Here is a 22,117-nt window from a genome sequence, read left to right as displayed (position 1 = left end):
AGATAACCGGCATTTTCTGAGGCCAAAACGCCGGTTAATCATTTTCGGCCAAAAAGCTAACGATACACCGGCAGCAAATTAAATTCGCTCAGTGTCCAGGCGATGATATTCATCACGCCAAAAGCCAGCACGGCTAATATCATCAGATTTTGCTGCCAGCTTACTGGCTCGCCGGCTGAAAACTTTTTCCGGGCTTTTAATACCAGCATGGCAGGGATGATAACCGCCCATAAGGTCGCGCACAGCCCGGCATAGCCGATGGCCGCGACAAATCCATTTGGCCACCACAGTGAGGCACTCAACGGAGGCAGAAAGGTCAGGCAGGCGACCTTCAATCGTGATGCTGGCGTATTGCCCATGCCCAGCCGGTCAGCGATAAAATCAAACAGGCCTGCCGTCACGCCCAGGAAAGAGCAAAGAATGGCGAAGTGTGAAAAGATCTCCATCAGCAGCGTCAGCGCATTGACATGAAGCTGGTTGCGCAGTGCATCCAGCAGCGCCGCCACGTCGCCACCCTGCGCAATGATCGCCGGGAAGGATGAGCGAGGGAGGTTGCCCATGGTGCTGGTGATCCAGAACAGATAAAGGAACAGAGCCAACAGCGTTCCCAGGATCAGCGCTTTTTTAACCGGTTTTTGCTCGCCGCCATAGTAACTAATCAGCCCGGTAATATTGCCGTGATAGCCAAAGGAGGCGAGGCAGAAAGGCAGGACGGCCAGCGTATACGGCCAATAGGTCACGCCTGATGCCTGGCTGTTAGTGAGCGTGGGCAAATCGACCTGCATCAATAACCCCCCGAAAAGCGCCAGCAGCAGCACAATCTTGGCAACGAGCGAGACCGTCATCAGCCGACTCACGCCTTTAGTCCCTAACCAGACGATTACCGCGACACAGAGCGTCAGTAAAATTTTTGCACCCGCCGTTGAGACAGGCAGTCCTGCCGCCGCCAGAGAATGCTGGTAAACCGGCCCGCTGGCCGAGATATAGGCATAAGTCAGAATGCCCAGTACGAACAAAATGCTTAACCCTGTCAGTGTGGCCCAACCGTTTCCCAACAGATCTTTTGTGACGGTGTCGTAACCTGCACCGAGGGGGTAGTGGCGGCTGGCATGTAAAAACAGCAGACCGGAGAACAGCATACTTCCCCAGCCGATCAGTAATATCAGTAACGACCAGCCATACCAGGCGCCTGCCATCACCACTGGCAGGGTGAACATCCCTGCCCCGACTACCGTTCCGCAGATAATCATTGCGCCCCACCATACGGATGGGCTGCGTCCGGCAATTGCTGATTGCGTCATTTTTTTATCCTGAGTATTCATTCCGCTGCGGACTTTATCACTGACGCGGGGTTTTTGGCAGGCTGACAGCAGGAGAAATTGCACAGGTTTTGATTGTAGCGGTCAAAACAGGGTTGCTGGCTGGGTATCTTGCAGTTTCAATTCGTTACCGCTTATCAGGTTTCCGAAAAAATCTTAAAAACAACATTATTTTGTACCACCCCGTTATAATTAACAGACAGGCAAAAAAGCATGGGGGGTTTTTCAAATGAAAAAGGACCTGATTTTTGAGCGGAAGAAAAATCGAGCCATCGAAATCATGGCCAAAAAAGGCATGTGGCGCAGTATTTATGCTCCACCCTGCCATCTGTTTTTGTGGAAAATGGGCGTGAGTATACCGCCACCACCTTTTTCTCATTTTCTGACTAATTTTTTTAGCTTTGCCGTTGTTTATACACCATTTTGGGGCATCGTAATGTGGTTCATCTTATGGCGAGATCAGGGCGCGGGTGTGTTTGCTGCGTTTACCACAGCGATCACGTCAGGAGTGCTTTTTGGCGTGGCGATGGCGGTTTTTCAAAAATGGCGAAAACAGGCTAACCATCTGCCGGAATGGGAACAGGTATGACGTGTCAAACAGCCGGAAAACCGCTGTTGCGGCTTTTCCGGCTGATTTTTTGACAACAAAATCAGGCGGCGCCATTTATCGGTGTATCACAAATAATGACTTGCAGTGCGGACAGGTCATCGTCAGTTCAAGAGAAATTTTACTGATTGATTGCTTAGACTTTTTTCCACAAACGGGACAGGTGGCATCTGAAGTAATTTTTGAAATCTGATCCATCACGCGATTGAAGTAGGACATAATATTCGACCTTTCCGGTGAATGAAATTAATTGTACCACCGTTGGTTATTTTTTATACTGCCGTCTCACGTAATACCTGCCACTATAGGAATAACCGCAGGGTAGCCGCCCGTTGTAACTGCCTTTGACTCCATCGCATGCAACAAAACCTTAGCGTGTAAGATTCTTAGCCTGCTTATATAATTCACCCTGTCGGCTTTATTGATATAATAATAAATAAAATCAAATAGTTAACCAGGGAGATGTATCAATTTCTGCGCTTGCCGCTTTGACCAGCCTATCTCCAAACACTTTTACTGTTATATACTGGATTTTAAATGCGTATATGAACGTCCTGAAGAAGGCTTCTGTTACCTTAAGTTCGCCGCAACCGACATAAACCTTAACCGATGGATCTGACTTATGAACGAAGAAGTACCGCTTAAATTTTATGACATCGTAGATGAGTATTCGACGGAGTGTGCAAAGCCGGTGAGTGAGTCAGAACGTGACGCTCTGGCACGCTATTTCCAGCTGTTGATTACTCGCTTAACAAATAATGAAGAAATCAGTGAGAATGCCCAGGAAGAGATGGCCAGTGAAGCCGGTATCAATGCGCTTCGAATTGATGATATAGCGACATTTTTGAATCAATGGGGCAATGAATAGCCGGGCAGCTATTTATCCGGCTACGGGCCGGGAGGCTGCTCTGCTTAATATATTCTGAGATATAGAGTACGCAGGAGATATTCTTCTGCCGATAACGTTGGGCTGGCCACCTGCCAGCCCGGTAATAAAAAATAACGATGAAATAATCCATTCGTTAGGTTACAGGTTTAATTTAGCAGTACCTGTAACGCAAAATCCTCTGCTTTGTTCGGTTCTCCAACCGATAGTTCAGCAATCATTTCTTTCAGGCTTATATTAGTGACAGCCCTTCCCTCTGCCACCAACAAATAAGCCGCTTCGCCAAGCAACATGCACACCGCTTCGTGTTCTCTTACTACAGAATCCTTATCCATAATAGCCTCCTGTCGTAATTGACAAATTAATTTAACGCCAGACTCCGTTTACATAACGTGATCTGTTATACAAAATTTTCATTCATAAATGTACAAATGACAAAAGTTGAGCGTAATGCCTCAATTTTTCCAAAAAGGATTTAAATCGCGCTATTGCGCCTTTGTTTTGGCTGCTGCGCAGGTGCCAGGGTCCAAGGATAGCCAGCCGCATCGGGGTAACGGCCTGTGTGGCGGAATACGACGTTGGCACCGCCGGTGACTGTTTTGTCAGGCGGTGAGATTCTGCTCTGCATTTTAATGCTTTTTTAACATGTTATGCAGCGCCAGAAAAATTACACCGACCCCTATGAATATGAGAAATCCATATCCAAGCAAATGGAACAACCAGATCCCGGCTATCCCGCCAGTCAGAAATGACAGTAAGGTGAACGCGTGTAGCCTGAGCCTCTCAAGATAAATCGGTGCGTCTTTTGGAGACTCCTTACGCCGCAGCACATCAAAGAGCATGGCCAACTCTATACCGATATCCGTCGATGTTCCTGATATGTGTGTTGTCCTGACACGCGCATTCGATATGCGGGTTACCACAGCATTCTGTAGACCCATTAAAAAGCTCAGGCACAAAATAAGTAATACGCCAGGCGAAAATGGAGTAAGCCAGCGTTCAACAATTCCCAGTAAAACCAGCCCCACACCTTCGATGATAATGTTTAAGGCGTACACCGAGCGAATATTCTTTCGGCGTCCTGCATTTATAATAAGTGTGGAGAAGGCAGAGCCAGCAATAAAGATACAGACGACAGACAGAAAAAAAATGCCTGGAGCGAAGTTTGCTTTAGCAAGGTGATCTGACAGTGAAGAGACGTTACCCGTCATATTTGCAGAAAAAAAACCAACGATTTCAAAAGCGGCAGTGTTCAGAGCTCCGGCAACGGCCGCCAGAGTGCAGGCGAGACGAGTATCCGCAATGCTGCTACGAAAATTTTCAGTACTGATTAACATGGAACCTACCGTGCTCAACCTGGAAGGACCCATGATCCGCTTATTTCTAATAACAAACAAGACGGTAAGTCAGGCAAAGCTTCAACTGTTGATTCAAACTGTAAGCGCACCCGTTTTAGTTCCACATACTTTTTGAGATTTCCGGGGTTTCAGCCATCAGCCGGTGCTCTTACGGTGTCAGGTTATTCAGGGATTCGTGGGGGCGCTTACCAAAAACCATTGGTCCTTTTAAGCGACGGGCAATGCTCTCAACATCCCTAAGCAGACAACTGTAGTGGCACACTGAATTTGGCCACCTGAATAGAGGTGATATCATCACCTCATAGTCAAAACAGGTGACATTATGACCGGACGTAACAGACGCAATTTTAGCCCTGAGTTTCGCCTCGAGGCTGCCCAGCTTGTACTCGATCAGCATTACACCATTGCCGCCGCTGCTACGGCAATGAACGTCGGCAAATCCACAATGGACAAATGGGTTCGACAACTGAAAGAAGAGCGAGCGGGAAATCACCCATGACATCTGAGCAGATTGAAATACGCGAGCTAAAGAAAATACTTCAACGCGTTGAAATGGAAAGGGATATATTAAAAAAGGCTACCGCGCTCTTGATGTCAGACTCCCTGAACAATTCTCATTAGTTGAGAAACTCAGGGCGCGGTTTCCTGTTGCCGCTGTGTGCAACGTGTTTGGGGTTCATCGCAGCAGTTATAAATACTGGCGGCAGCTCAGGAAGCCTGACGCCACGAGAGTGGCATTACTAAGCCTTGTGCGTGAAGTTTATTGCGAAAGTAACGGTTCAGCAGGAGCGCGAAGCATTGCCGCAATGGTCACCACCAAAGGTATAAAACTGAGCCGCTGGCGGGCAACAAAGCTGATGAAAGCGCTCAATATTATCAGCTGTCAGCAACCTGGCCATCGTTATAAGAAGGCGTCTAAGGAACACATTGAGATCCCTAATTATCTGGATCGCCAGTTTGCTGTTACCGAGCCTAATCAGGCCTGGTGCGGTGATGTGACATATATCTGGACGGGAAAACGCTGGGCTTATCTGGCTGTTGTACTCGATTTGTTTTCCCGTAAACCGGTTGGCTGGGCGATGTCATTTTTCCCTGATTCCGCACTGACAGGTAAAGCCCTGTCGATAGCCTGGGAAGCACGGGGAAAACCGGCTATTTACTGTATCATTCGGATCAAGGCAGTCACTATACCAGCAGGAATTTCAGACAGTTACTGAGGAGATATCAGATAAAGCAAAGCCTGAGTCGCCGGGGAAATTGCTGGGATAACAGCCCAATGGAACGGTTCTTCAGAAGCCTGAAAACAGAGTGGGTACCGGATATATGGCTACGCGAATTTTAGCGAAGCCAGCACGGCAATAACGAATTACATCACAGGATATTACAGCCAGCTCAGGCCTCATCAATATAATGGTGGTTTGACGCCGAATGAATCAGAACGATTGTTCTGGAAAAACTCTAAAGCTGTGGCCAGTTTTTGTTGACCACTACAGTATGTCTGTTAAGCGATTCTCGGATGTTATAGTAAATCGGCTATCCCGTAATTATTCTGGCGGGACATAATCCGTTACCTGCTCAGGTAAAAGATCAGGCATCGCAATAGTTCGCCCTTCGTCATCAACAAATTCAACCATGTAAGCCAGATATGGTTTTTCATGAATGAATACGATGGCGCCCACCATGCCTTTAGTTAACCCATCATTCGGTAAATCTTCCGCTAACACAACCACTTCAAACTCTTCTCTTCTCATGGCCTGTATCTCACTTAACAAAAATCGTCGTCATGCGTGGAACGACGGCATCAGGTTCATATATCCAACCGGTGCGTACTATCACAGTCTCACCGTTAGCGCCTAATATCGGCATGTCTACGGCCATTCGCTGCCCGTGCTGGTTTGCGTCCAAAACCTTAGCTGGGGCAGTTAATATGCCCTCTTGGACTTTACTCGCTAACACATCAGAATTTGTCGGGTTATAACCCAGCGCTGACTGGAATACTCTAGCCTTATGTCCCCCTTTCGGGTGGGTAACATCTAAAGAGTAAGTCGATAATTTTCTGTAATCTACAACCGCGTGTTCAGCATTCAGTAATGCCCCTGACTCTGAGGTAAATCCCTTTAAAGCGGGAGATTCAAACGTTGGGATTTTGCTTAATGACGATAATTCTTCCAGTTCTCCAGTAACGTTAACTCTTCCCATTGTCAGCCCGGCGGCTACTGAAGCGGCGGTAATCAGCAATCCCTTGTTATCCATAACCTGATCATAACCCGCAGGCGCATCGCCGCCGAGCTGTTGTGCGGTCTGAAGGAATCCTTCTACATTTCCGTTGTAGATGCCGCCAGCAGCCAGAAGTCTGCCCACCGCTTTGCTGTTGATGGTTTTTGCGGCCTGGGCATGTTGCACTGGCTCACCTGAAGGGCGAAACGTCTCTGTAGGTAAGGTTTTTTTGCCGTTTTGGTTATTGATAGCGAATTGGTAAGCCCGCTGGAAATCACTGACTACCCAGCAAAAAGGATCAACACCATCAAAAACCAGTTTGCCATCGGCGTTGATGTGAAAAGGATTTACTGTATCGTCCCAATACTCATCGGTATCCAGTCCGATGACCCAGCCTTCCATCAGGTTGACTTCAAGAGCGTCATAAACAGGGTCGTGTGCTGAGCGGATATAATGTTTGTCCTTCGGGAGTGGCAATAGGTTAGGGACTTCGTTGACCGGAGGCGATACGTAATTACGGTAGTCCAGGTCATAAGTAAACGCGGCTTTTTCCAGTGCTGCATCGGGTGTCAGTATGTGCTGGAATTCATCGGGAGATAGCTCCCGTTCGAGTTCCCACAGTGTGTAGAGTCTGAGCATCAAACATCCTGTTTTCCATATTATCCATATGTATTCTCGCGCTTATTTGTATGCAAATCAAACACGCAGGCAATAAATACCTAATGTTCTGCGTTGGGTATACAAAAAAATGAGGGTCAGCGATGGGAACGTCCGACGGGGAGTAATTTCAGGCCTTCAATACCCGACAGCGTCAACTAGTTAATCCAGCGTCCGACGGATGAACGGGCGCAGCAGAGCGTTCTGGCGACATCGCTAACGCATTCGCCCCGGTGTAACATCAGGATGACGATCAGTCTGCGGGCATGATTTTTGTCACGCGTTTTATGGATAGCTTTCTGCATCAGGCGTCGCTCGTCGCGAGGAATGGGTGCTATGAGCGGCATCGCTCAGTCCGGTTGGTGATGTGGGATATTTGGCGATTGATCAGATCACATAATCTGGACTGAGTTCCCTTAAAGTGATCTACTATTCGGTGCAGCTATTTAGCACCTAAAGGTTCTGCCATATTAAGCCCTCGATAAGAAAAAGGCCGCTTATAGAAGCGACCTTTAGAGTTGTAACCTAATCCACTGATATTATTTTAAATTAATCACAATGGTTGTTGGATTTATCAAATTTCTTTAGAAGCCAGCTATAGATATCATTTAAAAATCGGACACAGCCCAATGATGTAATTACTACTACTGCCCAATGCGAAAAATTTTCTGGCATTTCCCACCAACCAGATATTATATCGGCCCCGCTTAATATAGAAGCTGAAAACTGAAAACCCACAACAACAACTACTACATATCCAAATTTGATTAATCTTTTCTGTTTTACCAAGTGAATTGTCCTGGGGAAATACTTCCTCCTCCATTTGCGTTTCGACTTCCAGAATCACGAACACAAGAGTTGTAAGCGTTAGCAACAACACCAGATAACACTCCACCGGGGCCGCCTTTTAACCCACCAATTATTTCAGATCCTATATCCAGCACGCACTGAGTGTCAACATCTTTGTAAATATCAACGGCAGCACCACGCTGTATAGTCGATTGTCTTGATTTATTCTTATTTTGAGAAATCCCTTCATAATTCCCATTAGCATTACCACCAGATACTAAACCCCAACACTCAGGATTAATTTCTTGAACAGCCATCATCAACTCCTTGTTATATCAACCTATATGCTTTTTAGCCTGTACTCCTTAAACAGGACAAATATATATCTACACCTGTGTATGACTGCTGTCAAAAAAATTAATTATATGTAATTGTCAAAAAAAGCATACACTTACAAGGGGTTAACTTATCATGTTAAATAAAATTGGCTGGTAATGGGAGTGCAGGTAATAAAACAGACAATTTATCTTGAAGTTGATCACAATTAATCCATAAGTAAAACTGGATCCTCAATAAAGTTCTGACGCTATCAGCGTTAACTTCCAGGTACGTCTGCCCAGGGCTAAATTCGAGATGGTTCATTCCAGCTTTGGTCTGCTCAAAGCGTGCTTCCTCAAACTCTCCAACGATAGCTTTTTGAATCACCACGGATTTAAACACACACAACCTCTATGTCAGGGCAAAGAACTACGGCCCTGATTCATCAGCCATTAAAACGCAGTCCGATGTCCAGTCTGAGATCCGGCGACTTCAGAAAAAACTGAAAAGGGTTACTGATAAGAGAGACATACAAAAAAAAGCCGCTGCAGACGGCAGGAAAAATGCAACAGAACAGGCAAAAGCGTTTTATGCCGCTTATTTAACGGCTTTTTTTAATAACAGTGACGAAGCTTACCCATCAGCGTTAATTAAAAAAATATGTCGCTGCGGATACCGTAAAACGAATTAATCAGATTCAACAATTACCGGAGCAGGACGTTCTGGAAGCCGATTATTTTACATACTTCCAGGATTATGATCCCTCATGAATTACCGTACTTAAGGTTGAAGACGCAAAACCTGCATTTAATGGCGATGAGACCCCTTAAGTTTTTCTCGGGATTGAGGACGGTAAAAAAATTCACTTTGAAGTATTCATGAAACTTGAAAGTAATGACTGGAAAATTTATCGGGTCCGTGATGTGATAAATAAATATGAGGCTCCCATTTTTGATGGTTTTGTCCTGGAACCGGTGCAGCAATAGTAAAGCATCATTATCGGTTTCCTGACGTGTTGCCGTTTTACAAGCGTAAAGAGTAGATTCTTACGTTGCTCACTATCGATCCTGCTGGCCGATTCCCGTTTTGCCGGGGTATGCACCGATATAATAATGCGCATCAGCCGTAGCCAGTTTTGAGGAGGTTTTGGGGAGATTTTGGGGAAAGGCATTTGAATTTAAAAGCCAACATAAAATTAACATCTTATGTTGGCTATATGTTACAGAAAGCGATTACATATTTTTAATAATTGCTTCGCCAAACTCTGAAGATTTCAGCAGTTTAGCGCCGTCCATCAGACGTTCAAAGTCATAGGTAACGGTCTTGGCAGCGATAGCGCCTTCCATACCTTTAACAATCAGGTCTGCGGCTTCGAACCACTCCATATGACGCAGCATCATTTCTGCGGAAAGGATCACGGAACCTGGGTTCACTTTATCCTGACCAGCGTACTTAGGCGCGGTGCCGTGGGTGGCTTCGAACAGCGCGCATTCGTCGCCAATGTTAGCGCCCGGTGCGATACCGATACCGCCAACCTGCGCCGCCAGGGCGTCGGAAATGTAGTCACCGTTCAGGTTCATACAGGCGATAACATCGTACTCGGCCGGACGCAGCAGGATTTGTTGCAGGAACGCATCCGCGATCACGTCTTTAACAACGATCTCTTTGCCGGTGTTCGGGTTCTTAATTTTCAGCCATGGGCCGCCATCAATCAGCTCGCCGCCGAACTCTTCTTTCGCCAGCTGGTATCCCCAGTCTTTGAAAGCGCCTTCGGTGAACTTCATGATGTTGCCTTTGTGAACCAGCGTTACGGAATCACGGTCGTTAGTGATTGCGTATTCGATAGCAGCACGAACCAGGCGTTTGGTGCCTGCTTCTGAACAAGGTTTCACACCAATACCGCACTGCTCAGGGAAGCGAATTTTTTTCACGCCCATTTCGTCGCGCAGGAATTTGATCACTTTATCCGCTTCCGGCGTACCGGCTTTCCACTCGATACCCGCATAGATATCTTCGGAGTTTTCGCGGAAGATCACCATATCGGTATCTTCAGGGCGTTTTACCGGGCTTGGGGTGCCGGTGTAGTAACGTACCGGGCGCAGGCAGATGTAGAGATCAAGCTGCTGGCGCAGAGCCACGTTGAGGGAACGAATACCGCCGCCAACTGGGGTAGTCAGTGGGCCTTTGATAGCCACGCGATACTCTTTAATTAAATCGAGGGTTTCTTCTGGTAGCCAGACATCCTGGCCGTAAAGCTCTACTGATTTCTCACCGGTATAAATCTCCATCCAGGAAATTTTACGCTCACCGTTATAAGCTTTCTGTACAGCGGCGTCGACGACTTTAATCATCACTGGAGAAACATCAACACCGATACCATCGCCTTCAATAAAAGGGATAATCGGGTTGTTGGGTACGTTCAACTTACCCTGGTCCAGGGTGATTTTCTGACCTTCCGCCGGAACAACTACTTTGCTTTCCATTAACCTCTCCTTCGAGCGCTTTTTTGTTAATGATTTGTAAGATGCGCGTCAATACTACTTGAATATTCAGTCCGCGCCAATCCTCACCGCTTTGCGTTATAATGCGCTCATTGTGAACAAGTGCAAATATCATGCGTAAATCTCCCGTTATTAATCACCGCCTTAACCGATTCAGCCCGAAGAAAGCCGCCCGTCCGGCAGTCAAGGGGCCGCGCCGTGTTATTGTTTTTAACAAACCCTTTGATGTGCTGCCGCAATTCAGTGATGAAGCCGGGCGCAGCACGTTAAAAGATTTTATTCCTGTTGCCGATGTGTATGCGGCCGGGCGGCTCGATCGGGACAGCGAAGGCCTGATGGTGCTGACCAATGATGGTGTGCTCCAGGCGACCCTGACCCAGCCGGGCAAACGTACCGGAAAAATCTATTACGTTCAGGTTGAAGGACAGCCCTCGGAGAGCGATATTCAGCCGCTGCGGGATGGCGTTAATCTGAAAGATGGCGCCACATTGCCCGCAGGGGTGGATCGGGTCGCCGAGCCCGCGTGGATCTGGCCGCGTAATCCGCCGATCCGTGAACGTAAAGCCATCCCCACCAGCTGGCTGAAGATCACGCTTTATGAAGGACGTAACCGCCAGGTTCGCCGCATGACGGCGCATATCGGCTTCCCTACCCTGCGGTTAATCCGCTTTGCGATGGGCAAGCTGGAACTCCAGGAACTGCCGCCGGGCGAATGGCGTGATGTTACCGACGAGTTTCCGCTATAACTCACTATTCAATGGCCACAAGGAGTCAGGCATGTTTAAACCACACGTTACGGTTGCCACCGTAGTTCAGGCCGAAGGGCAGTTTCTGGTAGTGGAAGAGATGGTGCGTGGACGCGCGACATGGAATCAGCCAGCGGGCCATCTGGAAGCCAACGAGACCTTGTTACAGGCCGCCGCGCGCGAGCTGTATGAAGAGACCGGCATCGAGGCCGTACCCGAAGCCTTTTTAAAGCTGCATCAGTGGATCGCGCCGGATAACACGCCTTTTTTACGTTTCCTTTTTGCGCTGGATTTACCGAAAGTGCTGCCGACTTACCCTCAGGATCGGGATATCGATCGGGCGCTGTGGCTACCGCCGGAAGAGATCGTCACCGCGAAAAAGCTGCGTTCTCCACTGGTTGCCGAAAGCCTGCGGATTTATCAGCAGGGAACGCGCTACCCGCTCGATATCCTGAGCGCCTTCCAGTGGCCATTTAGCGAGGATGCGCCCGCCGCTGACGCGTGGTAGAATATGCCGCAATTTTAAAGTGCAGCCTTTAACTGCAACTCAAAGTCGGGTATTTCTCATGTCGTTAAGTCAGAAAAAAGTGATCGTCGGAATGTCCGGCGGCGTAGATTCCTCCGTTTCCGCCTGGTTACTGCAACAGCAGGGCTACCAGGTAGAAGGCCTGTTTATGAAAAACTGGGAAGAGGATGACGGTGAGGAATACTGTACAGCTGCGGAAGATCTGGCCGATGCGCAGGCGGTTTGCGACAAATTAGGCATCCATCTGCACACGGTAAACTTTGCTGCGGAATACTGGGATAATGTGTTTGAGCATTTCCTGGAAGAATACAAGGCGGGCCGCACGCCGAACCCGGATATTCTTTGCAACAAAGAAATTAAATTTAAAGCGTTTCTTGAGTTCGCCGCGGAAGACCTGGGAGCAGATTTCATCGCTACCGGCCATTACGTACGTCGTCAGGATGTTAACGGTAAGAGCCAGCTGCTGCGCGGCCTGGACGATAACAAAGATCAAAGCTATTTCCTCTATACACTCAGCCACGAGCAGATTGCACAAAGCCTGTTCCCGGTAGGCGAACTGGCCAAGCCAGAAGTGCGTCGCATTGCGGAAGAGCTGGAGCTGGTTACGGCGAAGAAGAAAGATTCCACCGGCATCTGTTTTATCGGCGAGCGCAAATTCCGTGACTTCCTGGGCCGCTATCTGCCTGCCCAACCCGGCGCCATCGTCAGTACGGAAGGCGACGTGGTCGGCGAGCATCAGGGGCTGATGTATCATACCCTTGGCCAGCGTAAAGGGCTGGGCATTGGCGGAACGAAAGAAGGCAGCGAAGAACCCTGGTACGTGGTGGATAAAGACGTCGCGAAGAATCTGCTGGTGGTAGCGCAGGGTCACGAGCACCCTCGCCTGATGTCGGTCGGCCTGATAGCCCAACAGCTGCATCTGGTGGATCGCGAAACAGTGACTACCCCGCTGCGCTGTACGGTAAAAACCCGCTATCGCCAGACGGATATCCCGTGCACGGTAACGCCTTTAGGTGCCGATCGCCTGGAGGTTCGCTTCGATGAGCCGGTCGCCGCCGTTACGCCAGGTCAGTCCGCGGTGTTTTATCTGAATGAAGTCTGCCTGGGTGGCGGCATTATTGAAGAGCGCCTGCCGCTGCTTTAACCGCTGTTCCGGGTGGCAAAATGCTGCCCGGTTTATTCCTCTGGCGTTACAGGAGTTACCTTGGCGAAAAATTATTACGATATTACGCTGGCCCTCGCGGGCATCTGCCAGTCGGCTCATCTGGTGCAGCAGCTGGCGCATCAGGGGCATTGTCAGGCGGAAGCCCTACAGGTGTCGCTGAAAAGCCTGGTAGATTTAAATCCCTCTTCCACGCTGGCGGTGTTTGGCGGTGACGAAGCCCATCTGCGCTTCGGCCTGGAAACCCTGTTAGCCGTGCTCAATACCGGCAGCCGTCAGGGCGCGGGGGCAGAGCTGACGCGCTATACGCTGAGCATGATGGTGCTGGAGCGCAAGCTGAGCGCGAATAGCAAAGCGCTGGATGACTTAGCGCAGCGCATCAGCCAGTTAGATCGCCAGCTGGCGCACTATGACTTACATTCCGATACGCTGCTGGGCGCGATGGCCGCCATCTATGTTGATGTTATCAGCCCGCTCGGCCCACGGATTCAGGTGACAGGCTCGCCTGCCGTTCTGCAAAACTCACAGGTTCAGAGCAAAGTTCGCGCCACGCTGCTGGCGGGCATTCGTTCGGCCGTGCTGTGGCATCAGGTTGGCGGTGGCCGCCTGCAGCTGATGTTTTCCCGCAATCGTCTCGTTAACGAGGCGAAGCAAATATTATCTCGTATTCCCCAAACTCATTAACCTTCCAGGAGTTACACTGATGGAATTATCCTCTCTGACTGCCGTCTCCCCGATTGATGGCCGTTATGGCGACAAAGTCAGCCCACTGCGCGATATCTTCAGCGAATATGGCCTGCTGAAATTCCGCGTTGAGGTCGAAGTGCGCTGGCTGCAAAAACTGGCCGCCTGCGCAGAGATCAAGGAAGTTCCTGCATTTGACGCCGACGCAAACGCTTACCTTGATGCAATTGTTGCTAATTTCAGCGAAGAAGACGCCGCACGCATCAAAACGATTGAGCGCACGACTAACCATGATGTGAAAGCCGTTGAATATTTTCTGAAAGAGAAAGTGGAACCGGTCGCCGCGCTGCATGCCGTTTCTGAATTTATTCACTTCGCCTGTACCTCAGAAGATATCAATAACCTGTCGCACGCGCTGATGCTGGAAACTGCACGTCGCGACGTGATTGTTCCTTACTGGAACAAAATCATCGCAGCGGTAAAAGATCTGGCGGTGCAGTATCGTGATATTCCACTGCTTTCCCGTACTCATGGTCAGCCCGCCACGCCTTCCACGCTGGGCAAAGAGATGGCTAACGTCGCTTACCGCTTTGAACGCCAGCTGCGCCAGCTGGAGCGTATTGACGTTCTCGGTAAAATTAACGGTGCCGTGGGTAATTATAACGCCCATATTGCAGCCTATCCGGAAGTGGACTGGCACGGCCTGAGCGAAAGCTTTGTCACCTCGCTGGGCATTACCTGGAACCCGTACACCACGCAAATCGAACCGCATGACTATATTGCTGAACTGTTCGACTGCATGGCGCGCTTCAATACCATCCTGATCGACTTCGACCGCGACGTGTGGGGCTACATTGCTCTGAACCACTTCAAGCAAAAAACCATCGCCGGTGAAATCGGCTCTTCCACCATGCCGCACAAAGTTAACCCCATCGACTTTGAAAATTCAGAAGGCAACCTGGGTCTGGCTAACGCCGTAATGCAGCATCTGGCCAGCAAACTGCCGGTTTCGCGCTGGCAGCGCGATCTGACTGACTCCACCGTGTTGCGTAACCTTGGCGTGGGCATGAGCTATGCGCTGATCGCTTATCAGGCCACGCTGAAAGGCGTTTCCAAACTGGAAGTGAACCGCGAACGCCTGCTCGACGAGCTGGATCATAACTGGGAAGTGCTGGCGGAACCGATTCAGACCGTGATGCGCCGTTACGGCATTGAGAAACCGTATGAGAAGCTCAAAGAGCTGACCCGCGGTAAACGTGTTGATGCGGCCGGCATGAAAGCCTTTATCGACAGTCTGGCACTGCCGGAAGAAGAAAAAAGCCGTCTGAAACTGATGACCCCGGCAAATTATCTGGGTCGCGCAGTGCAGATGGTTGACGAACTGCCGTAAATCTTTTCGGGCCGGATCTACCCGGCCCGTGTTAACCTCTTGTTTACCTGCTTTAACCTATACTTTTCTTTGATTAAATTCAGGCGTCCGCCAACGATAAAATCTACAGAAAGGATCATGATATGCGCGTATTGATTGTGGAAGATAACCCCCTGTTGCGTCATCATCTGGCCGTTCAGCTGCGAGAAATGGGGCATCAGGTTGATGCCGCTGAAGATGCAAAAGAAGCTGATTACTTTCTTAATGAGCACACGCCTGACATTACCATTGTCGATTTAGGCCTGCCTGATGAAGATGGCATGACGATGATCCGCCGCTGGCGGGGTCAGGAAGTGAAGCAGCCTATCCTGGTGTTAACCGCCCGCGAAGGCTGGCAGGCCAAGGTTGAAGCGCTGGAAGCCGGTGCCGACGACTACGTCACCAAGCCGTTTCATATCGAAGAGGTGGTCGCGCGTATGCAGGCGCTGATGCGCCGTAATAGCGGGCTGGCCTCGCAGATTATTTCTCTTCCGCCTTTCCTGGTCGATCTTTCACGCCGTGAGCTGACCATCGACGATCGGCAAATCAAGCTAACCGCGTTTGAATACACCATTATGGAAACGCTTATCCGCAACGCGAGCAAAGTCGTCAGTAAAGATTCGCTGATGTTACAGCTCTATCCCGACGCCGAGCTGCGTGAAAGTCATACCATCGACGTGCTGATGGGACGGCTGCGCAAAAAAATCCAGGCCATACACCCTAAGGATGTGATTACTACCGTCCGTGGGCAAGGCTACCGGTTCGATTTGTAACGGATGCCGCTATTTCGTCCTGAAAAACCATTTTCGCTGCGCGCCCGCTTTCTGCTGGCTACCGCAGCGATCGTGCTGATCCTGTCGCTTTCTTACGGTATGGTGGCCGTGGTGGGCTATGTCGTCAGTTTCGATAAAAACACGTATCGGGTCATGCGCGCCGAAAGTAACCTGTTCTTTACGCTCGCCCAGTGGCAGAACAATCAGCTGACGATTGCCCAGCCAGAACGGGTTACGCTCAATTTCCCGACGCTGGTCTATATCTACAATGAAGATGGTCAGTTGCTCTGGCAACTGCGCAACGTGCCGGAGATCCGCAGCAAAATAAAACGTGAATGGCTCAGGCGTGCGGACTTTTATGAAATCGATGCGGATAACAGCACCAGTCGTCAGGCGCTGGGTAATAACCCGGACGCGCAAAACAAGCTGACCGCCTACGATGATGATAACAACGATACCTTTACTCACTCCGTGGCGGTTAACCGCTATGCCGCCACCCCCTCTCTGCCCGCACTGACCGTGGTGGTGGTGGATTCTATCCCGCAGGAGCTTCAGCATTCTGATGTGGTCTGGTCATGGTTCAGCTACGTGCTGCTGGTCAATCTGCTGCTGGTGATCCCGCTGCTGTGGCTGGCCGCGCACTGGAGCCTGCGGCCTATCGGATCGCTGGCCCGGCAGTTAAGGGAGCTGGAAAAAGGCACGCTGGAAACGCTGACGGATGAGCCACCGCAGGAGCTCACCAGCGTGGTACGCAACCTCAATTTGCTGCTGGATAACGAGCGCCAGCGTTACACCCGCTATCGCACCACGCTGAGTGATTTGACTCATAGCCTGAAAACGCCGCTGGCGGTGCTGCAAAGCACGCTGCGGTCGCTGCGTGGCGGGCAAAATCTGTCGGTTGAAGAAGCAGAGCCGATCATGCTGGAGCAGATTGGCCGTATTTCGCAGCAGATTGGCTATTATCTGCATCGCGCCAGCATGCAGGCCGATCATAATGTGCTGAAACGCGAGCTGCATTCCGTATCCGGCCTGCTGGATAAACTCTGCTCGGCGCTGAACAAAGTGTATCAGCGCAAAGGCGTGGTGCTGACGCTGGATATTTCGCCGGAACTGAGCTTTATCGGTGAGCAAAACGACTTTATGGAAGTGATGGGTAACGTGCTGGATAACGCCTGCAAATATTGTCTGGAGTTTGTGGAAATTACCGCACGGCAAACCGATAACGAACTGCATTTGATTGTTGAGGATGATGGGCCCGGCATTCCGGAGAGCAAACGCGATTTGGTCTTTATCCGTGGTCAGCGCGCCGATACGCTCCGTCCCGGTCAGGGACTGGGGCTGGCGGTCGCCAGAGACATTCTGGAGCAATACACTGGCGATATTATCGCCTCCACCAGCGAGCTGGGCGGCGCGAAAATGGAAGTGATTTTTAAGCGCCAGGAAATGCTGCATGGCGAAGAATAATTACGACCGCTGCAAGCTTAAGCATCCGAACGCTAAATGCTTTACCCGGGACGCCGCCAGCGCTGTTATAATCGGGTAAATTCAGCGTCTCAGGAACTCTCATCATGGACTATCAGCTCGATCTTAACTGGCCCGATTTTATCCAGCGCTACTGGCAGAAACGGCCCGTGGTGCTTAAGCGCGGCTTTAAAAACTTTGTCGACCCGATCTCACCTGATGAGCTGGCGGGTCTGGCAATGGAAAACGAAGTCGACAGCCGCCTGGTGAGCCATGAAGAGGGCAAATGGCAGGTCGCTCACGGCCCGTTTGAAAGCTACGATCACCTTGGTGAGAACAACTGGTCGCTACTGGTTCAGGCCGTCGATCACTGGCATGAACCTTCCGCCGCGCTGATGCGCCCTTTCCGCTTTTTGCCTGACTGGCGTACCGACGATCTGATGATCTCTTTCTCTGTGCCAGGCGGCGGCGTTGGCCCTCATCTGGATCAGTATGATGTGTTTATCATTCAGGGCACGGGCCGCCGTCGCTGGCGCGTGGGCGAGAAAGTGGCGATGAAACAGCATTGTCCGCATCCGGACCTGCTTCAGGTCGAACCTTTCGATGCCATCATCGATGAAGAGATGGAACCGGGCGATATTCTCTATATTCCACCAGGGTTCCCGCACGAAGGGTATTCGCTGGAAAGCGCCATCAACTATTCCGTGGGCTTCCGTGCGCCAAGCGGCCGTGAGCTGATCAGCAGCTTTGCCGACTTTGTGCTCTCCCGTGAGCTGGGCAGCTATCGCTTTACCGATCCGGACGTGCCTGCCCGTGAGAACACGGCGGAAATCCTGCCGCAGGAACTCGACGGTATTCGCGCCATGATGCTGGATGTGATTAATCAGCCGGAACACTTCACTCAGTGGTTTGGCGAGTTTATCTCTCAGTCACGCCACGAGCTGGATGTCGCGCCGCCGGAGCCGCCTTATCAGCCGGATGAAATTTACGATGCGCTGCAACAGGGCGATAAGTTACTTCGTCTGGGCGGGCTGCGTGTGCTGTCGGTCGGTGATGCCGTGTTTGTGAACGGCGAGCAGATTGAGTCGCCACATCGTCACGCATTGACCGTTCTGGCTAATCAGCATGCTATTAGCGCAGAAGATCTGACAACCGCGCTGGACGACCCATCCTTCCTCGCACAGCTGGCAGCGCTGGTAAACTGCGGTTACTGGTATTTTAGCGAAGAAGAATAATCGCAAAGTCTGCGCATCCCGCCCAGCCGTAAAATTGGGACGCGCCCATGAGGGGTTGGGGGGATGCCAGCAGGCGGGACATAAGCCGTTCGGAAAGAGGCGAAAAGCCGCGTTCATACCTGTTGGACCTGGGCCTTCTGTGGCCCAGGACGCTTTCCTGAAGAAACGTGTTCCCCTGCTTTGCGTGTCTCAGCCCCGTTCGGGCACGCTATTTTCTGGCCTGTTCAGCCGTCAGGGCCGCAATACGCATAATCACCGTCACCGCTTTTTCCATATTATCCAGCGAAGCAAACTCGTGCTTGCCGTGATAGTTGTAGCCGCCGGTGAAAATGTTTGGACAAGGCAGGCCCTTAAACGACAGCGCCGCCCCATCCGTTCCCCCTCTTATCGGCTTCACTTCCGGCTCGATACCGCAATCCCGCATCGCCTGTAGCGCAAGATCGATAATGTGAGGATGCGCCATCACTTTTTCGCGCATATTGTAATAGCTGTCTTCGACAGTCACTTCGATCGCCACGCCCGCCTGTTGGTTACTGGCAAGAGAAGCGGCGATATCACGCATGACCTGCTTACGCGCGGCAAAATTATCAGGGTCAAAATCGCGAATGATGTAATGCAGTTCGGCTTTATCCACGCTGCCCTTAATACCATGCAGATGGTAAAAACCTTCAAAGCCGGCCGTCTGTTCCGGCACCTCTTTTTCCGGCATGGCCGCGTGAAAACGCATCGCCAAATCGAGCGCGTTAACCATCACGCCTTTCGCCGTACCTGGATGCACATTGTTGCCGGTGATTTTTACCGTCGCCGAGGCGGCATTGAAGTTTTCATATTCGAATTCACCCACGCCACTGCCGTCAATGGTATAGCCCCACTGCGCGCCAAATGCTGTAACGTCAAAACAGCTGGTGCCTTTACCAATCTCTTCGTCGGGCGTGAAGGCAATGCGAATGTCGCCGTGGGGGATATTCTCGCTTTTCAACCGCGCGATTGCCGTCATGATTTCCGCGACGCCCGCTTTATCATCGGCACCTAACAGCGTTTTGCCGTCGGTGGTGATCAGCGTGTGACCGGTCAGGCTGTGCAGGACAGGGAACATTACCGGCGAAAGGATTTCATCGCCCATTCCCAGCGCAATGTCTCCACCGCGATAATTTTCCACGATTTGTGGATTAACGTTTTTTCCCGTGAAATCCGGCGAAGTGTCTACGTGGGCAATAAAACCGATGGTCGGTACCGGCCAGGCAACCGTCGCTGGCAGCGTCGCCATAACGATCCCGTGTTCGCTGAGCGTGATATCGCTCAGGCCCAGCGTTTCTAACTCTTCCTTCAGCACCCGCGCCAGCTGCCACTGCCCTTCCGTACTGGGAACCTGCCGCGCATGGGCTTTGGATTGCGTATCGATTGATACATAGTGCAAGAAGCGATCGAGTAAATTAGTCATCTGCCTTCCCTCTGAATGCGAACGTTTATTATTAATAACTTTACCGGGGAGTTTATTGCGTCAGGTCAGTTCAACGTCCAGTCTTCCTGCCATCCTGGCTAACGCCTTGCTGTGCGGCTTAGCGGATAATGGATGAGACTGTGAAATTTTGCGCTTACCTTTCCCGGATTTTGGTAGCTGTGCGCACAGTCAGCCTGAAAACGTAAACCTTCTCCCGCCTTCAGCGTATGCCATTCTGCCCCGATCGCCAGCCTTAATACGCCATCAATGACCACCACATGCTCAATCACGCCCGGTTCATGCGCAGAAGATTCACTTAGTGCACCCGCAGCCAGTTCGACTTGTAGCATGTCGAATCCTAACTGACTGTCAAAAGGAAAAAGTGAACTGACCTGCATCGCCGCATTCGACTGACGAAAACGTAGCGCTTCGCCACGGCGTAGTGCCGTCTGATCCGGCTCGGGGTCGTTGAGAAAAAGGGAAAAAGGGACGTTAAAACCGGTCGCGATTTTCCACAGCAGCGCAATGGTGGGGCTGGACTCTTCCCGTTCGATCTGACCCAGCATTGCTTTACTGACGCCGGTCTCCAGCGCGGCCTGACTCAGGCTCCATTCACGGGCCAGCCTCAGCGATTTTAATATCCTGCCGGGCGCAGGGCGAGTTTCGCTCATAAATTCTCCTTGAAAAAGGCAGTATAGCGCTTGTGCGTTATAACGCACAGTGCTAGTTTGTGCGTTATAACGGTCAATAAGAGACAAGCCATGCGCCCGAATTTTTCATTCCGACACCTGACGTTCCCTGCCGTGGTGGCCGGTTTCGTGGCCGTCCTGGTAGGCTATACCAGCTCTGCGGCGATTATTTTTCAGGCCGCGGCCGCAGCGGGCGCAACACCGTCGCAAATTGGCGGCTGGCTGAGCATGCTGGGCCTGGCAATGGGGATCACTTCTCTGGGGTTGTCGCTCTGGTATCGTGCGCCGATCCTTACCGCCTGGTCAACGCCTGGTGCGGCGCTGCTGGTCACCAGTCTGCCTGGCACCTCCATGCCTGAGACGATTGGGGTATTTATCTTTGCTTCGGCGCTGATTTTTTTGTGCGGCGTGACCGGGCTGTTTGCCCGTGTGATGAACTATCTCCCTCAGGCGATTTCTGCTGCCATGCTGGCGGGCATTTTGCTGCGCTTTGGCCTTGATGCGTTCGGCGCGTTTAAGCTGGATTTTGCGCTTACCGCCAGCATGTGCCTGGCTTACCTGCTGATGCGTCGCTATCTGCCGCGTTACGCCATTGTGGTCACCCTGCTCACCGGACTGCTGGTGGCGGCACTGAAAGGCGAAATCCATTTGGCGCGCCAGCCGCTGGCGTTCACGCTGCCGGAGTTTATCGCGCCGCACTTTTCGCTTTCGAGTTTACTTGGTATCGGCGTGCCTTTTTTCCTGGTGACCATGGCCTCACAAAACGCGCCCGGCATTGCCACGCTAAAAGCCGCCGGTTATCGGGTACCCGTTTCGCCGCTGATGAGCTGGACCGGCCTCACTTCGCTGCTGCTTTCGCCTTTCGGCGGATTTTCTGTATGTATCGCAGCCATTACCGCCGCGATCTGTATGGGATCGGATGTGCACCCCAATCCACAACGACGCTATTGGGGCGCGGCCTGTGCGGGGTTTTTCTATCTGATTGCGGGTTTATTTGGCGGGGCGATTGGACAACTGTTCAGCGCGTTGCCACCAGCATTGATCCATACGATTGCCGGACTGGCGCTGCTGGGAACCCTTGCTGGCAGCCTGCAACGTTCGCTGGCTGAAGAGCAACAGCGGGAAGCGGCGGTGATAACCTTTTTGATTACCGCTTCGGGTCTGTCCTTGCTGGGCATTGGCGCGGCGTTCTGGGGGCTGGTGGGCGGAATTGTGGCGCATCTGATGTTGAGTCTGCCATCGCGTAAGGCGTCTGCCTCCGCCGCTTCACCACCGAAAACGCGTTAACAGTACGCCCTTTAGATCGGTAATCAGAGGTTTAAGGGCGACACGCTGTCGCC

General features: G+C 51.1%; 24 protein-coding genes and 3 pseudogenes. 14 read left to right on the top strand and 13 right to left on the bottom strand.

Annotated elements, in window-relative coordinates; all coding sequences use genetic code 11:
* Window positions 1–56 precede the first annotated feature (56 nt).
* The gene (locus EHV07_RS08695; RefSeq protein WP_147197013.1) at window positions 57–1,301 is read right to left on the bottom strand and encodes an aromatic amino acid transporter; all 1,245 of its coding nucleotides are present in this window, start codon (window positions 1,299–1,301) and stop codon (window positions 57–59) included.
* Between the two features lie 247 nt (window positions 1,302–1,548).
* Here EHV07_RS08695 and EHV07_RS08690 point away from each other — a divergent pair, with 247 nt between their 5' ends.
* Window positions 1,549–1,908, top strand: coding sequence for a DUF6404 family protein (locus EHV07_RS08690; RefSeq protein ID WP_254446323.1), 360 nt, complete (start codon window positions 1,549–1,551; stop codon window positions 1,906–1,908).
* Between the two features lie 75 nt (window positions 1,909–1,983).
* On the opposite strand, the gene EHV07_RS24755 is transcribed toward EHV07_RS08690, so the two are convergent.
* Complete coding sequence (locus EHV07_RS24755) at window positions 1,984–2,124, bottom strand: transposase (protein ID WP_254446349.1); 141 nt, start codon at window positions 2,122–2,124, stop codon at window positions 1,984–1,986.
* A gap of 424 nt (window positions 2,125–2,548) precedes the next feature.
* On the opposite strand from EHV07_RS24755, the gene EHV07_RS08685 reads away from it, so the two are divergent.
* Window positions 2,549–2,794 (top strand): YmjA family protein, encoded by a 246-nt coding sequence (locus EHV07_RS08685; protein WP_147197011.1) that lies wholly within the window; start codon window positions 2,549–2,551, stop codon window positions 2,792–2,794.
* 167 nt (window positions 2,795–2,961) lie between these two features.
* On the opposite strand, the gene EHV07_RS08680 is transcribed toward EHV07_RS08685, so the two are convergent.
* Window positions 2,962–3,147 carry a hypothetical protein gene (locus EHV07_RS08680; RefSeq protein WP_147197009.1) on the bottom strand — a complete coding sequence of 62 codons (186 nt, stop codon included), beginning with the start codon at window positions 3,145–3,147 and terminating at the stop codon, window positions 2,962–2,964.
* 294 nt (window positions 3,148–3,441) lie between these two features.
* Window positions 3,442–4,149 carry a YoaK family protein gene (locus EHV07_RS08675; protein ID WP_147197007.1) on the bottom strand — a complete coding sequence of 236 codons (708 nt, stop codon included), beginning with the start codon at window positions 4,147–4,149 and terminating at the stop codon, window positions 3,442–3,444.
* Between the two features lie 343 nt (window positions 4,150–4,492).
* Between EHV07_RS08675 and EHV07_RS08670 the strand changes: the two are divergent.
* Window positions 4,493–5,654, top strand: a pseudogene (locus EHV07_RS08670) (IS3 family transposase).
* 60 nt (window positions 5,655–5,714) lie between these two features.
* Here the strand turns inward: EHV07_RS08670 and EHV07_RS08665 are convergent.
* From EHV07_RS08665 to EHV07_RS08640, 6 genes and pseudogenes are all read right to left on the bottom strand, one after another.
* A complete protein-coding gene (locus EHV07_RS08665; RefSeq protein ID WP_147197005.1) occupies window positions 5,715–5,921 on the bottom strand; it encodes a DUF4926 domain-containing protein in 207 nt (68 codons plus the stop codon).
* A gap of 10 nt (window positions 5,922–5,931) precedes the next feature.
* Window positions 5,932–7,026 (bottom strand): DUF6883 domain-containing protein, encoded by a 1,095-nt coding sequence (locus EHV07_RS08660; protein WP_147197003.1) that lies wholly within the window; start codon window positions 7,024–7,026, stop codon window positions 5,932–5,934.
* A 179-nt stretch (window positions 7,027–7,205) separates the two neighbouring features.
* A pseudogene (locus EHV07_RS08655) lies at window positions 7,206–7,391 on the bottom strand (helix-turn-helix domain-containing protein); the annotation flags it as partial.
* A gap of 202 nt (window positions 7,392–7,593) precedes the next feature.
* Window positions 7,594–7,833, bottom strand: a complete 240-nt coding sequence (locus EHV07_RS08650; RefSeq protein WP_147197001.1) for a hypothetical protein — start codon at window positions 7,831–7,833, stop codon at window positions 7,594–7,596.
* A complete protein-coding gene (locus EHV07_RS08645; protein ID WP_147196999.1) occupies window positions 7,827–8,150 on the bottom strand; it encodes a hypothetical protein in 324 nt (107 codons plus the stop codon). The genes EHV07_RS08650 and EHV07_RS08645 overlap by 7 nt, the downstream gene beginning before the upstream one ends.
* 157 nt (window positions 8,151–8,307) lie before the next feature.
* Window positions 8,308–8,553, bottom strand: coding sequence for a hypothetical protein (locus EHV07_RS08640; protein WP_147196997.1), 246 nt, complete (start codon window positions 8,551–8,553; stop codon window positions 8,308–8,310).
* Between EHV07_RS08640 and EHV07_RS24875 the strand changes: the two are divergent.
* Window positions 8,543–8,692 (top strand): annotated as a pseudogene (locus EHV07_RS24875) (IS3 family transposase); the annotation flags it as partial. The gene EHV07_RS08640 and the pseudogene EHV07_RS24875 sit on opposite strands and share 11 nt — an antisense overlap.
* Window positions 8,693–8,837: 145 nt before the next feature.
* Window positions 8,838–8,921 carry a hypothetical protein gene (locus tag EHV07_RS25145; protein ID WP_147200570.1) on the top strand — a complete coding sequence of 28 codons (84 nt, stop codon included), beginning with the start codon at window positions 8,838–8,840 and terminating at the stop codon, window positions 8,919–8,921.
* 462 nt (window positions 8,922–9,383) lie between these two features.
* Here EHV07_RS25145 and icd read toward each other — a convergent pair whose 3' ends face one another.
* Complete coding sequence (icd, locus tag EHV07_RS08630; RefSeq protein WP_147196995.1) at window positions 9,384–10,634, bottom strand: NADP-dependent isocitrate dehydrogenase; 1,251 nt, start codon at window positions 10,632–10,634, stop codon at window positions 9,384–9,386.
* A gap of 131 nt (window positions 10,635–10,765) precedes the next feature.
* Between icd and rluE the strand changes: the two genes are divergently transcribed.
* From rluE to EHV07_RS08590, 8 genes are all read left to right on the top strand, one after another.
* Complete coding sequence (gene rluE, locus EHV07_RS08625; RefSeq protein WP_147196993.1) at window positions 10,766–11,398, top strand: 23S rRNA pseudouridine(2457) synthase RluE; 633 nt, start codon at window positions 10,766–10,768, stop codon at window positions 11,396–11,398.
* Between the two features lie 31 nt (window positions 11,399–11,429).
* Entirely contained in the window at window positions 11,430–11,906 is a 477-nt protein-coding gene (locus tag EHV07_RS08620; RefSeq protein WP_147196991.1) for an NUDIX domain-containing protein, read from the top strand.
* Between the two features lie 58 nt (window positions 11,907–11,964).
* Entirely contained in the window at window positions 11,965–13,068 is a 1,104-nt protein-coding gene (gene mnmA, locus EHV07_RS08615; RefSeq protein ID WP_147196989.1) for a tRNA 2-thiouridine(34) synthase MnmA, read from the top strand.
* Between the two features lie 60 nt (window positions 13,069–13,128).
* Window positions 13,129–13,770, top strand: coding sequence for a high frequency lysogenization protein HflD (gene hflD / locus EHV07_RS08610; protein ID WP_147196987.1), 642 nt, complete (start codon window positions 13,129–13,131; stop codon window positions 13,768–13,770).
* A 19-nt stretch (window positions 13,771–13,789) separates the two neighbouring features.
* Window positions 13,790–15,160 (top strand): adenylosuccinate lyase, encoded by a 1,371-nt coding sequence (purB, locus tag EHV07_RS08605; protein WP_147196985.1) that lies wholly within the window; start codon window positions 13,790–13,792, stop codon window positions 15,158–15,160.
* Between the two features lie 122 nt (window positions 15,161–15,282).
* The gene (gene phoP, locus EHV07_RS08600; protein ID WP_147196983.1) at window positions 15,283–15,951 is read left to right on the top strand and encodes a two-component system response regulator PhoP; all 669 of its coding nucleotides are present in this window, start codon (window positions 15,283–15,285) and stop codon (window positions 15,949–15,951) included.
* 3 nt (window positions 15,952–15,954) lie between these two features.
* On the top strand, window positions 15,955–17,415 hold the full coding sequence (phoQ, locus tag EHV07_RS08595; protein WP_147196981.1) for a two-component system sensor histidine kinase PhoQ: 1,461 nt from the start codon (window positions 15,955–15,957) through the stop codon (window positions 17,413–17,415).
* Between the two features lie 104 nt (window positions 17,416–17,519).
* Window positions 17,520–18,647, top strand: coding sequence for a cupin domain-containing protein (locus EHV07_RS08590; RefSeq protein WP_147196979.1), 1,128 nt, complete (start codon window positions 17,520–17,522; stop codon window positions 18,645–18,647).
* A 208-nt stretch (window positions 18,648–18,855) separates the two neighbouring features.
* Here EHV07_RS08590 and pepT read toward each other — a convergent pair whose 3' ends face one another.
* Both pepT and EHV07_RS08580 read right to left on the bottom strand, forming a co-directional pair.
* A complete protein-coding gene (gene pepT / locus EHV07_RS08585) occupies window positions 18,856–20,088 on the bottom strand; it encodes a peptidase T (RefSeq protein WP_147196977.1) in 1,233 nt (410 codons plus the stop codon).
* 98 nt (window positions 20,089–20,186) lie between these two features.
* Window positions 20,187–20,759 (bottom strand): helix-turn-helix domain-containing protein, encoded by a 573-nt coding sequence (locus EHV07_RS08580; protein ID WP_147196975.1) that lies wholly within the window; start codon window positions 20,757–20,759, stop codon window positions 20,187–20,189.
* A gap of 90 nt (window positions 20,760–20,849) precedes the next feature.
* Between EHV07_RS08580 and EHV07_RS08575 the strand changes: the two genes are divergently transcribed.
* On the top strand, window positions 20,850–22,064 hold the full coding sequence (locus EHV07_RS08575; protein ID WP_147196973.1) for a benzoate/H(+) symporter BenE family transporter: 1,215 nt from the start codon (window positions 20,850–20,852) through the stop codon (window positions 22,062–22,064).
* Window positions 22,065–22,117 lie beyond the last annotated feature (53 nt).

The sequence above is a fragment of the Pantoea sp. CCBC3-3-1 genome (assembly GCF_007981265.1).
Classification (GTDB): Bacteria; Pseudomonadota; Gammaproteobacteria; order Enterobacterales; family Enterobacteriaceae; genus Erwinia.
This window is presented reverse-complemented; position numbering and strand designations above follow the sequence as displayed.